Here is a 12,582-nt window from a genome sequence, read left to right on the forward strand (position 1 = left end):
ACATGTATATAGTAAAAGGGCATACATTCATAATGTGGAGGTATTTTATGAAACTCATTTCAAACAATTGGCAAGGAATCCTTTTCTGTCTTGCATTAGCAATTCCGTCTTATTTTCTAGGTAATCAATTCCCTATTATTGGTGGTCCAGTTATCGCCATTGTTAGTGGAATGATTTTAGCTATTTTCATAAAGAATAAAAATTCATTACATGATGGCGTTAAATATACATCTAAAAAAATACTACAATACGCTGTAATATTATTAGGTTTTGGGATGAATCTGGAGGTTGTTGTTCAAACCGGCAAACAATCTTTACCAATTATTATTTGTACAATTTCTACTTCCTTGGTGATTGCATATGTATTGCATCGGACAATGAAAATCCCTAAAAAAATATCTACCCTTATTGGTGTTGGTTCCTCTATATGTGGAGGATCAGCAATTGCTGCTACAGCTCCTGTAATCGATGCTGATGAAGAGGAAATCGCACAAGCAATCTCTGTTATTTTTCTTTTCAATATAATCGCTGCACTTATTTTCCCTATGTTAGGGAATGCCATCGGCTTCTCTACCTCCTCAGGTGATGCCTTTGGTGTCTTTGCTGGAACAGCCGTAAACGACACCTCTTCGGTCAGCGCTTCAGCATCTACATGGGATTCCATGCATAATCTTGGAAGTCAAACATTAGATAAAGCTATTACTGTAAAACTTACTAGAACCCTTGCAATCATTCCTATAACTTTATTTTTAGCTTTCAGAAGAAGTAAAAATACGGAAGCAACCAATGAAAAAAAAGCATCTATTAAAAATGCTTTTCCCTTCTTTATCTTACTTTTCATCTTCGCCAGTTTCCTTACTACCATCGCTACATCAGCTGGTATTAGTGAAGATGTTTTCGTACCAATGAAATTCTTATCTAAATTCTTCATCATCATGGCAATGGGTGCAATTGGTTTTAATACCGATGTTGTAAAACTAATTAAGAGTGGTATTCGCCCCATCCTATTAGGTATGTCTTGTTGGATTGGAATAACTATCGTTTCCTTAGTGATGCAATATATGATGAACATTTGGTAACATTTTATCAATTCAGAAATACTGCTTTAAGTACAGAAAAATATTCTCTTATATAATTTGCAGTGAACCCTTTATATAACTTTTGGGATGGAGAACAATATGCTTTCATCCCTATTTTATTGGCGATATATTTTGCTCGAAATGCATGGAAATTATTAGTAACAATCAGAAAAGATGCATCTTTATTATCAACTAATGCATATGAATTCCTCAAATTTTCATAAGTTGAAAAAGAATTATCTTCTAATAAAATTTGTTTCTTTGAAACCCCTAACTTAACAAGATATTTTTTCATTACTTCTGCTTCGCTATACTTTTTATCACTCGCTTTTCCACCACTACAAATGATCTTTACATTAGGGTATTGTATATAACAATCATACGCCTCCTCTAATCGATAACGTAAAGCTTTACTAGGTTGGTCTCCTTTAATTGCAGCCCCCAACACAACAATATAATCCGGTTTCACATCATCCTTTTTTACACCATTAATAATTACAAGTGTTTCAATAAGTAGAAAACTAACAATAAAGGTTGTAACACACACCCGACAAACGTATTGAAAAGGTTTTGGTAATTTCGCTAAAATGTTTTGCTGTTGACGGAAACATACAAAAGAATATGCACACAACAAAATACCACCTATACATAATAAAATCGTAAATAGATTCCACCAAAGAAACAGATTAACGATACAAAAAACACCTGTAAAAAAATATAACCCATACTTCATCTTTTGAAAATTATTCATATTACATCTCCATTATTTCTATTGTTATTATATTTCAACTTCATAAATCCTTGATGTTTCTCCATCTGGATGCTCACCATCGCCAATATAAGTAAATCCATATTGTTCATAATATCCAATATGATCACTACATAAATATAAACGTTCATATCCCATTTGCTTCGTATCATCTTTAATTTTATCAATCAAAAGTTTTGCATATCGATTACCACGATAATTTTCTTCAACATACAAAGCACAAAGCCATGGTTTTAAATCTGTCCGATTGATAAAATCATTTTCAATCAAACCTGCACAACCAGCAATAGTATTAGAATCAAAAAGTAAATACCATTGCGGCAAATTTGAAGTTGCTTGTAAGCTTTTGAGAATACTGTCTTCATAAACTTTTTCATCTACTATATCTCCCCATTTTGCTTGAAAATAACGGATAGCTTCCAAGGCATATGTTTGTTGTTCTCTTATTGAAATAATATGCATACAAAAATCCCCTTTTTCATTTCTTCTAGTATATCATTAAACTTTGTTTTGACAACCTCCTTCAACCATGCTAGTATTATTAAAAATAAAATCAATGATTTGGAGTAGTAAGTTTAAATGAAGATTATAGAGAATTGCGGACGGTGGAAAAGCAATATCCTAATTTATTCTGAATGGACCAATGAGAGCGATCCGAAATTTTGAAAGTAGGCATCGACGGATTTACCCCGTTAACAGTAAACGTGTATGATAGTACACGATAAAAGACGTTTTACGTCATGGTGGCTTAACAAGTATAACTTGTCCTTTATTGGGACAAGTTTTTTTATTTTAAGGAGGTGGTACGAATGGAAGCTGATTGGGATTGGAAGGCATACAAACAACATAGAAAAGGAGAAATAAAATATGAACTATGGCATTTTTGGTGGACAATATGTGCCACAAGAACTTTTAAAAAGATTAGATGAAATTGAACATGAATTTAACCAAGCAATACAAGATGAAGATTACAAACAAGAATTTATATACTATTTAAAAAATTATGTTGGTAGACCTTCCCCATTGTATTACGCTAAGAATTTAAGTCGTCTTTATGGGGGTGCAAAAATTTATTTAAAACGAGAAGATTTAAACCATACAGGGTCCCATAAAATAAACAATGCTATTGGACAAGTATTACTAGCCAAAAGATTAAACAAGACTCATATCATTGCTGAAACAGGTGCTGGGCAACATGGTGTTGCCACTGCCACCGTATGTGCGATGTTCAATCTTAAATGTACAATCTTTATGGGTGAAGAAGATATGCGTAAACAAAGTGTAAATGTTGAAAAGATAAAACTATTAGGAGCTGAGGTGATTTCTGTCACAGAAGGATCAAAAACACTAAAAGAAGCAGTGGATGTAGCCTTTCAATATTTATTAGACCATGATGATGTATATTATTTAATTGGTTCTGCTGTTGGTCCACATCCATACCCACAAATGGTAAAATACTTTCAACAGGTTATCGGCGAAGAAACAAGAAAACAAATTTTAGCGATGGAAAACACCTTGCCTAAAGCAGTTGTTGCTTGTGTTGGAGGAGGTAGTAATTCAATTGGAATGTTCTCAGGATTTATCCATGATAAACTTGATATTTACGGTGTTGAAGGTGCAGGATATGGCATTGAAAGCAAGATGCATGCTTCAGCGATTGCCAACAATAATATTGGTATTATACATGGTATGAAAACATATGCCATGACCAATGAGAATGGTGAAATAGCAGAAGCATATTCTATTTCATCTGGACTTGATTATCCTGGGATTGGTCCAGAGCATGCTCACTATTATAATGAAAACCTTGTTCATTATGATTCTGTTACTGACAAAGAAGCCATTGAAGGTTTTAAAGACTTGTGTAAAAGTGAAGGCATTATTCCAGCTCTAGAAAGTAGCCATGCCCTTGCCTATACCAAGAAGATTGCCAAAAAGTATAAACCAGATGATAGTATTGTCGTTTCCCTATCTGGTAGGGGTGATAAGGATGTTTCTACAATCTTAAACTACCAAGATTAAAATAATAAAATTCACAAATTTCATTGTCTTCAACAAGACAAAGTGATAATATTGAATTAGGAACCAGATGATGTTAGATTGTTGAAAACAAGCTAATATAAAATACTCTAAAATTGTTCAGGGTGTTTTATGTTGGCTTTTTTATTAGAAAGGAGGTAAAAAATAAAACCAAAAGAATTGCTTTGTTAAAAAGAACTTATAAAGAAAGGCTGGAAGAAATATGAAGAAAATTATTAAGATTGTATTATCAACTATTTTATCTTTAAGCATATGTTCTAATTTAATGATTACGGTCCATGCTGATGCAACTTTGGATCAATATATCGCAGAGCTTATCTATTATCATGCAAATGGGGCAGAAACAGATGAATTACGTATTTTAGATAAAATAAAAGGCATTTCATCAGAAGAATATAATAAATGGAGAGATGTTATGGATTATTGGTATTGGATTGAAAGTGATATGGTAGAAAATGTTGGTGTTGCTCCAGATTCACTACCAAATGATTCTACACATGCATTTGTAGTTTTAGGTTTTGCTTTAAATAATGATACCGGTCAAATGGAACCAGAACTTATAGGACGTTTAGAAGTAGCAAAAGCTAGTGCTCTAAAATATCCTAATTCTTATATCCTTGTTACAGGTGGAGTTGAAAAACATGGTAACACGGAAGGCGATCTTATGCACGACTGGCTAGTTGCTGAAGGTATTGATGATAATCGCATTATCGTTGAAAACCAATCGAGGAATACAGCTGAGAATGCGTTGTTTAGTTTTGATAAACTATATAATAATTACAATGTTAAAACTGTTTCCATCATTACAAGTCAATACCATTTAAAAAGAGCTAGCATCTTATATTACACACAAGCAATGCAATCAGCAAAAATATATGGAAAAACACCAATTGAAATAATTGGTAATGGAAATGCTGGTTGGTATCGTAGTGATAAAACAGAAGAACCAATGACTAGTAAAGCTTATAGCTTATCACTAATTGCTGGCGGTGATGTGAATGCTAACTTAATGTCATTAATGCAATCACTACCTGCAACATCTATATTACAAAGTATAGCAATTAAAGGCGATAAAGATTACATACTTGGTAGTCCATTAAATATCAAAGTAACTGCTACATATGATATCGAAAATTACCAACGTGATATTACTTCATTAGCCACAATAACTGGGTATGACCCTAATAAACTAGGTACACAAACAGTGAGTGCAGAATATATAGAAAACAACGTAACAAAACGTGCAACTTTTAATGTAAAAGTTAAAGCGAAAGCGACAACAACAGTTAATGCGAAAGCACCAGCTACTGGCGATACAACAAACTATGCGCCACTAACTGCACTATTTACATTATCACTTATTAGCATTGTAGCAATTTTAAAACGTCGTCAAAATATATAATATAAAAAGCAGCTAGTTGGAATAAAATTCCAAACTAACTGCTTTTTTTCATTCTCACATCTTCTTTAAACATATTCCTTGAAGGATTCCCCTCACAACGATAGTGTTTACCATTTTTCAAATCATATACAGAAGCCCAGATTGTATCAAATATATCAGGAGTTTCATATTGACACATAAATCCATACTTCCCCGCCAACAAATCTTGAACAAACGATAAAGAATATGTATGTTTTGCCAATGCATTCATTGCAACAGAATACCGTTCTTGTGAATGAATCGTATCAGGAACATCACTCACTTTGTATTTCTTCATTGTAGGCGTTTTAAAATCATTTGTTGATACAACAAAATTATCATCATAGCCTCTAAATACCACTTCCTTTGCATTGCACTCTGCTACTACCATATCCCCACTTGCATCCGCAATCAACAAACTATGTGAAGAGGAATGTGGAACTTGCTTAAGGAGTTCTATTGCTTCTTTTGTAGTCTTGCATTTTTCTAAAATCATTCTTACTAAGATTCCTGCATTTAATCCTGGAGCTATCACCTTAGGAACAATAAAATTCAACCCCACTGCCAATCCATGTTCATTTACTCCATCTTCCATTTGAACAAATGCTGTTGTATTCCCAATAAATGAATAAGCATTATCCAATCGATAATATGCACTAATTGTTAAATCTTTAACAACACTCATAAAATCACTATTGCGTGCAAAGAAGATATGATCATCATCTTTACAAGCTATACATGTACACCAATTATCTTGAGTGTAACAATAAATACAAAAAAGCCATGCCGCTAGTTTTTCAAAACTCATTTCTAAGCCATCCGCAATTCCTTGCATTTCTTCTAAAATTGCTGGATACCACTTCTTACATACTTCTATACATTGTATACCAAACTTCAATTGCTCTTCAGGTTGTTTAGCAAATTTGAAAACATCTACACCATTCTTTTTCATCATCGAACCAAACTTAAAACCTGCTTCATAATAACTACCTTTAAATCTTGGATGATACATAATTCACTTCCTTTCCAATTCAAATTAACACAATAAAAATTTTAAGTAAACAACTATATTTAATTAATTAAAATGAAAAAATAATCATTTAATTTTTCATTTTAATGAAACAAAAAAAAGAAATGTTCTTCGTCTTTTGTAAACGTTTTGAACCATTTCTTTTTATGCTTCTTTAGGGATTGGTTTTTTGATGAGTTTTGCAAAAGTTGACACAAATAATATACCTAATGCTAAAAGTCCTGCACTGCTTAACGTATCCAATCCAATATCTAAGGCAGCCTGTAAATCATCATTTACTATGGATAACATTGTCAAGTACATTCCATTTCCAGGAACAAGTGGAATTAAGGCACTTAATGCAAACGTAGTCACGGTTGTCTTACGAATTCGAGCAATTACTTCTGAATAAGACGCAAATGCTATCGCTGCCATAAATATAGATAGATTATTCCCCCAGCCTATCATCGTTATGACTTCAAACACAAAACATCCAATCGCTCCACCAAAACCTGCAAAAATGAGATTGTCCTTTTTCACATTGAATAAAACGCCAAAAAACAAAGATGCCATGAAGGCGCAGATTACTTTCCCAATCATCCTACACACCACCTCCGATATACAACATCCATAAACTCAATACAACACCAGCTCCTAACGCCAAAGCAATTGCTATTAGGAAGGCTTCAATCGCTCTGGTAGCTCCTGACAGTAAATCACCAGAAATAGAATCTCTAACAGCATTGGTAATAGCAACGCCTGGAACTAGTAACATTAAACTACCAATAATAACTTTATCTTTTGAATCAACAAGTCCTATATATGTCATAATTAGTGTTAAACAAGTAAGCATCGCTGATAATATCATTATCTTTACAATTGCATTAATGTTTTTACGTTCCATAGATGCTCCTATATACTGAACACTTACACCAATCAAAAAAGCGCTACAACCATCAAAAAAGCTACCACCAAAAAACAAGGTAAAAAACAAGGCTGCAAAGCCAGAAGCTATTAATTTTATATTTGATGAATATCCTTGATATTGAGCAATTATTTTCAGCTTATCATAAGCTTCTATCTCATTGATAAGTTTTTCATTACATTTTCGAGATACATCATTCACTGAATTGATTTTCTCCAAATTAATGCCACTTCCTTTAATTCGTAATACTTTTGAATATGTTTCATCCTCATAATCAAAAGAAACGAATAATCCTGTAGGTGTTGCAAAGGCATTCGCATCAACAACAAGAAAAGCCTCGCAAATACGAGTAACTGTTTCTTCTACACGAATTGTTTCAGCACCACTCTCCAACAATATTTTACCTGCTAAGGTGCCTGCTTTTAATACAACATCTGGTTTCATAACTACCTCTATAATCTATTACTTTCGTTTTTGTCGTCTATAATCATTACCAAACCTTTTATTACCACGTTCATAATGATGAGAGCGATCTTTAATTAAACACTTCTTTCCTTGTCCAATCAAATCATCTCGCTTAGCAAGTGTTAACGCTTCATAAACCAAATCATAATTTTTAGGATTACGATATTGAATCAATGCTCGTTGCATTGCTTTTTCTTTGGATGTCTTTGGGACATAAACAGACTTTTTATCTCTAGGATCTATTCCTGTATAATACATAGCAGTTGATAATGTTCCAGGTGTAGGATAAAAATCCTGTACCTGCTCTGGTTGATGATAAATATCTCTTAAGTATTCTGCCAATTCAATTGCCGCATGTAAATCACTCCCTGGATGAGATGACATAAGATACGGTACTAAATATTGATTCTTATGATATTCATCATTTAAGCGATAATACTTTGAAACAAATTCTTGATATAACTCTTTATGGGGTTTTCCCATCTTATCTAATACTTTATTACTTATATGTTCAGGTGCTACTTTCAATTGCCCACTAATATGGTGTTGAGCAAGTTCCCTAAAAAAGCGATCATCTCTATCATACATCAGATAATCATAGCGTATTCCACTGCGTACAAAAACTTTCTTCACATTTGGTAATTCCCTAAGCTTTTGCAAGAGCTGTAAATAATCTTTATGTGACACTTTCAAATTATTACAAGGTTTAGGCCATAAACATTGTTTTTCTTTACAAACCCCATGTTCAATCTGTTGCTCACAAGAAGGCTCTCTAAAGTTTGCTGTAGGCCCTCCTACATCATGAATATATCCTTTAAACTCTGGATCCCAAACCATTTTTTTAGCTTCTGCTACAATTGATTCATGTGATCTTGCTTGAATTACTCTTCCTTGATGAAATGTCAATGCACAAAAATTACATGCTCCATAACATCCACGATTTGAAATCAAAGAAAACTTAACTTCATCGATTGCTGGAACATGACCGATAGCTTTATACATAGGATGATAATTACGCGTATATGGAAGTGCGTAAGCCCGATCAAATTCATTTTGTGTAAGTGGACGATTAGGACGATTTTGTACAACATACCACCCTTGATATGCCTCCACTAATGTTTTTGCTTTAACATGATCCGTATTTAAGTATTGAGTGTGAAATGATTTTGCATACATTTCTTTTGATCGTACAATTTCCTCATAAGTTGGTAAGAAAACAGGTTCAAAAGCCAATGAAGGATCTTTCGTTTTAAATACTGTTCCATCTAAATATGTTAAATCTTTGATATCAATTCCACTATTTAATGCATCTGCAACTTCAATAACACTGTTTTCTCCCATTCCATACATCAACAAATCTGCATTGGCATCAATAACAATTGATTTTCTAACTTTATTATCCCAATAATCATAATGAGCAAGTCTTCTTAAACTCGCTTCAATTCCTCCAAGGATAATATTCGCATCCGGATATGCCTGTCGTGCCATCTGCGAATATACAATTACTGCTCGATCAGGTCGCTTTCCACTCTCTCCATTTGGTGTATAACTATCCTTTTTTCGCTTGCGTTTACTCACTGTATAATGATTTACCATAGAATCAATATTTCCTGAAGAAATCATAAATCCTAATCTAGGTTTTCCAAAACGTTGAAAATCTTTCACATCCCGCCAATTTGGTTGTGCTAAAAAGCAAACTTTATAGCCATGACTTTCCAACGTTCGACAGATAATAGCTGCACCAAAAGAAGGATGATCAACATAAGCATCCCCACACACATATACAAAATCGGGTTGTTCCCAACCACGTTCTAACATTTCTTCTTTTGTAACCGGTAAAAATTCATTCATATCACTACCACCTGCTTTATTTCCATACTACATTATACTATAAATTTATGTGCTTTTTTATTATTTATAAATAAAAATAAAAAAACCTGTTTTCACAGGCTCTTTAGTATAAATCTTTAATTTCACTTGCTGCTTCTTCATCCAATACAAGTGTAAAATTCGGGTGTAATTGAAAAATTGATGATGGTACATTTTCGCTTACTGGTTCAAAGAAAGCTTTTTTAATAATAGCTGCTTTCCCTTTCCCACTAGCAAACATCACTGGTGCTTTAACATCCATTACACTTCTTGGACCCATTGTCACATAGAAAGTTGGTACCTCTTCATCTTTTCCACCTACTTCACCTTTGATGATATCATACATCTCAGGATAAACATCAATAGCTACCGAAGATGTTCGATCACCAAATTTCGTTGTTCCTGGTAAATTCCCACAGAAATGACCATCTGCTCCAATTCCCATGAAAAAAGCATCTAAGCCTCCTACATTGGCTAAGTAATCATCATGTGATTTATAATTGTTTTCATCTAACACATGTACTTGATCCATTGAAATACCTGCAGGATCAAAATACATTTTCTTTAGATTCTCAATCGTTACACCATATCCTCCACGTTTTGCATATGGAATTTCGTCAAAATTATAATATGTTACATTATCAAACGCTTTTTTATTACGGATTTCTTCGCTTAATAACTCATATAGACGCTTTGGTGTCGAACCTGCAGTAATGGCAAGATGTACAGCTTTATCTTTATACATCTCTGCTAGTAATAAATGCATTACCGTTTTACTCATTTGCTCATAATCTTTTTCAATAATAATTCTCATAAAAACCTCCTATACTAAATCTTTAATTTCACTTGCTGCTTCTTCATCCAATACAAGTGTAAAATTCGGGTGCAATTGGAAAATTGATGATGGTACATTTTCGCTTACTGGTTCAAAGAACGCCTTTTTGATAATAGCTGCTTTTCCCTTTCCATTAGCAAACATCACTGGCGCCTTTGAAGACATTACACTTCTTGGTCCCATCGTTACAAACGAATCTGGAACTTCATCAATATCTCCTCCTACTTCACCAACCAATGCTTGTTTCATATCAGCAGGAATCTCTATTTCAACCGTTTTATTCTCAAACTTTGTGAAACCTGGCATATTCCCACAGAAATGTCCATCTGCTCCAATACCCATAAAAATAGCATCTAAGCCTCCAATAGCTTCTAAATGATCATCATGTTGCTCATAATTGCTTAAATCTAACACATGCACCTGATCCATTGAAATACCTGCTGGATCAAAATATGCTTTCTTCAAATTTGATATTGTTACACCATAACCACCACTTTTCTTAAATGGAATTTCATCAAAATTATAGTATGTTACATTATCAAACGCTTTCTTATTACAAATTTCTTCACTTAACAATTCATACATACGTTTTGGTGTTGAGCCTGCCGTAATTGCAAGATGTACAGCTTTATCTTTATACATCTCTGCTAGTAATAAATGCATTACTGTTTTACTCATTTGTTCATAATCTTTTTCAATAATTATCCTCATAAAAACCTCCTATTATTTTTTTATTATAAACTCTATAGTCACTATAGAGTCAAATAAAATTTGTAGTATAATAGAACTGAGGTGAATACATGAAAAATCTTATTTCTATTGGTGAAATGGCAAAACTCAATAATCTAACCATTCAACGACTTCGCTATTATGATAACATTGGTCTCTTTTCACCTGTTTATATCGATGAAACAAGTAAATATCGCTATTATGAAAAATCTCAATCAAGGCTTCTTGAAAAGATTCAATCTTTACAATATATAGGATTTTCCCTTCATGAAATTAAACTTTTACTTCAAGATAACAATCAAAACTTTGAAACTTTATTAGATAAAAAAATGATGATTTTAGATGAAAAAGAAAGAAAAATACACCGTAAAAAAGATATTTTAAACAATTATAAACGTGGATTAAATCATATTCCTGTAGCTGATGAAATCAACATTTGTGCATATAATAGTTTTTTTATGGTAACAATCCCTTCAAAGATTCACAATTTTATATCTTTAAATGACGATGAATTTTTAATCCGACTAACTGATATAAAAAAAGTCACTGACAACTATAAGTTATCTCGTGGCTTTATCCCCTATATCTATCTTCCAACAGCAAATCTTACACAACAATCTTTAATCTTCAAAACAACTGATCAAATAAAGCAAAATAACAAAAAAGAAATTCCTGCCAGTCAATATTATTGTATATATACAACCTGTGATAATATCAATGTTGCGATTGAGGAATTATCTAAAAAAGCTGGCACACAAGGACTAGACTTCTTTATTGAACCATTATCAGAATTAAATAATGATCACAAACAAAAGTATGCTATTTATCATCGTTTAAAAAAAGAGTAGTCAAGTGACTACTCTTTGATATATTCATTAAGCAATTGAATTGCACCAATCCCCACTGCTGTTGCCCCAATTAAGAAACTAGTTTTCGCTAAAATAGGATGCTTTTTTCGCAGTGGTACATAGGTTGCCATAAGACTAGCACCCACAGCCATGGTTCCAATTTTTACCAAAGTTTCCTTATTTGTATCTTCGACACTTGTGATTACTGTGTCTACTTTATCCGCAGCTTTTTCTACTGCGTTTTCTAATCTTTCAACCTTTTCTTCTAGTAATTCATTAAAGTCTTTTTCACTCATAAGTCAATTCCTCCTTAGCGTCTTATCTTCCTAAGTCCAATGTACCATATTGAACTTATAAGGTCAAAGTATTAAAATCAAAATTTAACTAAAAAAAGACCTACTATTTTGATGTGAACCCATAAAGTTGGACACGTTATTATTTAAGCGCTTAAACTTGAGGATTGTTCTCTGTATGCTACAGGGGATAATCCTTTTAGTTTGTGCTTACCTCTTTTGTTGTTGTAAAAATCTATATAGCCACGAATCGCTTCCTCTAGCGATTTTTTTGTTTTAAACGTATACTCGTCACCAATAT

At 33.0% G+C, this 12,582-nt stretch carries 14 protein-coding genes; 4 read left to right on the forward strand and 10 right to left on the reverse strand.

The window, feature by feature from the left end:
- Positions 1-47: 47 nt before the first annotated feature.
- Positions 48-1,079, forward strand: a complete 1,032-nt coding sequence (locus tag M2475_RS02620; RefSeq protein WP_277489405.1) for a YeiH family protein — start codon at positions 48-50, stop codon at positions 1,077-1,079.
- A 7-nt stretch (positions 1,080-1,086) separates the two neighbouring features.
- Here M2475_RS02620 and M2475_RS02625 read toward each other — a convergent pair whose 3' ends face one another.
- Positions 1,087-1,830 carry a YdcF family protein gene (locus M2475_RS02625; protein ID WP_277489407.1) on the reverse strand — a complete coding sequence of 248 codons (744 nt, stop codon included), beginning with the start codon at positions 1,828-1,830 and terminating at the stop codon, positions 1,087-1,089.
- Positions 1,831-1,857: 27 nt separating this feature from the next.
- Positions 1,858-2,310, reverse strand: coding sequence for a GNAT family N-acetyltransferase (locus M2475_RS02630; protein ID WP_277489408.1), 453 nt, complete (start codon positions 2,308-2,310; stop codon positions 1,858-1,860).
- 405 nt (positions 2,311-2,715) lie between these two features.
- Between M2475_RS02630 and trpB the strand changes: the two genes are divergently transcribed.
- The gene (trpB, locus tag M2475_RS02635; protein ID WP_277489409.1) at positions 2,716-3,870 is read left to right on the forward strand and encodes a tryptophan synthase subunit beta; all 1,155 of its coding nucleotides are present in this window, start codon (positions 2,716-2,718) and stop codon (positions 3,868-3,870) included.
- Positions 3,871-4,090: 220 nt separating this feature from the next.
- Complete coding sequence (locus tag M2475_RS02640) at positions 4,091-5,290, forward strand: YdcF family protein (protein ID WP_277489411.1); 1,200 nt, start codon at positions 4,091-4,093, stop codon at positions 5,288-5,290.
- A 34-nt stretch (positions 5,291-5,324) separates the two neighbouring features.
- Here M2475_RS02640 and M2475_RS02645 read toward each other — a convergent pair whose 3' ends face one another.
- The 6 genes from M2475_RS02645 to M2475_RS02670 all read right to left on the reverse strand — a co-directional run bounded on the left by M2475_RS02645 (position 5,325) and on the right by M2475_RS02670 (position 11,122).
- Positions 5,325-6,320, reverse strand: a complete 996-nt coding sequence (locus M2475_RS02645; RefSeq protein ID WP_277489412.1) for a C45 family peptidase — start codon at positions 6,318-6,320, stop codon at positions 5,325-5,327.
- 162 nt (positions 6,321-6,482) lie between these two features.
- Positions 6,483-6,917 carry a threonine/serine exporter family protein gene (locus M2475_RS02650; protein WP_277489413.1) on the reverse strand — a complete coding sequence of 145 codons (435 nt, stop codon included), beginning with the start codon at positions 6,915-6,917 and terminating at the stop codon, positions 6,483-6,485.
- A gap of 1 nt (position 6,918) precedes the next feature.
- Complete coding sequence (locus tag M2475_RS02655; RefSeq protein WP_277489415.1) at positions 6,919-7,686, reverse strand: threonine/serine exporter family protein; 768 nt, start codon at positions 7,684-7,686, stop codon at positions 6,919-6,921.
- Positions 7,687-7,704: 18 nt separating this feature from the next.
- On the reverse strand, positions 7,705-9,558 hold the full coding sequence (locus M2475_RS02660) for a YgiQ family radical SAM protein (protein ID WP_277489416.1): 1,854 nt from the start codon (positions 9,556-9,558) through the stop codon (positions 7,705-7,707).
- 103 nt (positions 9,559-9,661) lie between these two features.
- Positions 9,662-10,390: a glucosamine-6-phosphate deaminase gene (locus M2475_RS02665; RefSeq protein ID WP_277489417.1), complete on the reverse strand. Its 729-nt coding sequence runs from the start codon at positions 10,388-10,390 to the stop codon at positions 9,662-9,664.
- Positions 10,391-10,399: 9 nt separating this feature from the next.
- Positions 10,400-11,122, reverse strand: coding sequence for a glucosamine-6-phosphate deaminase (locus M2475_RS02670; protein WP_277489419.1), 723 nt, complete (start codon positions 11,120-11,122; stop codon positions 10,400-10,402).
- Positions 11,123-11,211: 89 nt separating this feature from the next.
- Here M2475_RS02670 and M2475_RS02675 point away from each other — a divergent pair, with 89 nt between their 5' ends.
- A complete protein-coding gene (locus M2475_RS02675) occupies positions 11,212-11,988 on the forward strand; it encodes a MerR family transcriptional regulator (RefSeq protein ID WP_277489420.1) in 777 nt (258 codons plus the stop codon).
- An 8-nt stretch (positions 11,989-11,996) separates the two neighbouring features.
- Here the strand turns inward: M2475_RS02675 and M2475_RS02680 are convergent, their stop codons facing one another.
- On the reverse strand, positions 11,997-12,284 hold the full coding sequence (locus tag M2475_RS02680) for a hypothetical protein (RefSeq protein WP_277489421.1): 288 nt from the start codon (positions 12,282-12,284) through the stop codon (positions 11,997-11,999).
- 143 nt (positions 12,285-12,427) lie between these two features.
- Positions 12,428-12,582: IS3 family transposase (locus tag M2475_RS02685; RefSeq protein ID WP_277489424.1), on the reverse strand; the 155-nt coding region annotated here is incomplete at its 5' end.

Source organism: Breznakia sp. PF5-3 (assembly GCF_029504745.1).
Taxonomy (GTDB): Bacteria; Bacillota_I; Bacilli_A; order Erysipelotrichales; family Erysipelotrichaceae; genus Breznakia.

Bases quoted from the DNA above. Each gene is read 5' to 3' on its own strand.
- M2475_RS02645 (WP_277489412.1), bottom strand. From the start codon at position 6,320: ATGTATCATCCAAGATTTAAAGGTAGTTATTATGAAGCAGGTTTTAAG.
- M2475_RS02675 (WP_277489420.1), top strand. From the start codon at position 11,212: ATGAAAAATCTTATTTCTATTGGTGAAATGGCAAAACTCAATAATCTA.
- M2475_RS02660 (WP_277489416.1), bottom strand. From the start codon at position 9,558: ATGAATGAATTTTTACCGGTTACAAAAGAAGAAATGTTAGAACGTGGT.
- M2475_RS02625 (WP_277489407.1), bottom strand. From the start codon at position 1,830: ATGAATAATTTTCAAAAGATGAAGTATGGGTTATATTTTTTTACAGGT.
- M2475_RS02640 (WP_277489411.1), top strand. From the start codon at position 4,091: ATGAAGAAAATTATTAAGATTGTATTATCAACTATTTTATCTTTAAGC.
- M2475_RS02655 (WP_277489415.1), bottom strand. From the start codon at position 7,686: ATGAAACCAGATGTTGTATTAAAAGCAGGCACCTTAGCAGGTAAAATA.
- M2475_RS02650 (WP_277489413.1), bottom strand. From the start codon at position 6,917: ATGATTGGGAAAGTAATCTGCGCCTTCATGGCATCTTTGTTTTTTGGC.
- M2475_RS02630 (WP_277489408.1), bottom strand. From the start codon at position 2,310: ATGCATATTATTTCAATAAGAGAACAACAAACATATGCCTTGGAAGCT.
- trpB (WP_277489409.1), top strand. From the start codon at position 2,716: ATGAACTATGGCATTTTTGGTGGACAATATGTGCCACAAGAACTTTTA.
- M2475_RS02680 (WP_277489421.1), bottom strand. From the start codon at position 12,284: ATGAGTGAAAAAGACTTTAATGAATTACTAGAAGAAAAGGTTGAAAGA.
- M2475_RS02670 (WP_277489419.1), bottom strand. From the start codon at position 11,122: ATGAGGATAATTATTGAAAAAGATTATGAACAAATGAGTAAAACAGTA.
- M2475_RS02620 (WP_277489405.1), top strand. From the start codon at position 48: ATGAAACTCATTTCAAACAATTGGCAAGGAATCCTTTTCTGTCTTGCA.
- M2475_RS02665 (WP_277489417.1), bottom strand. From the start codon at position 10,390: ATGAGAATTATTATTGAAAAAGATTATGAGCAAATGAGTAAAACGGTA.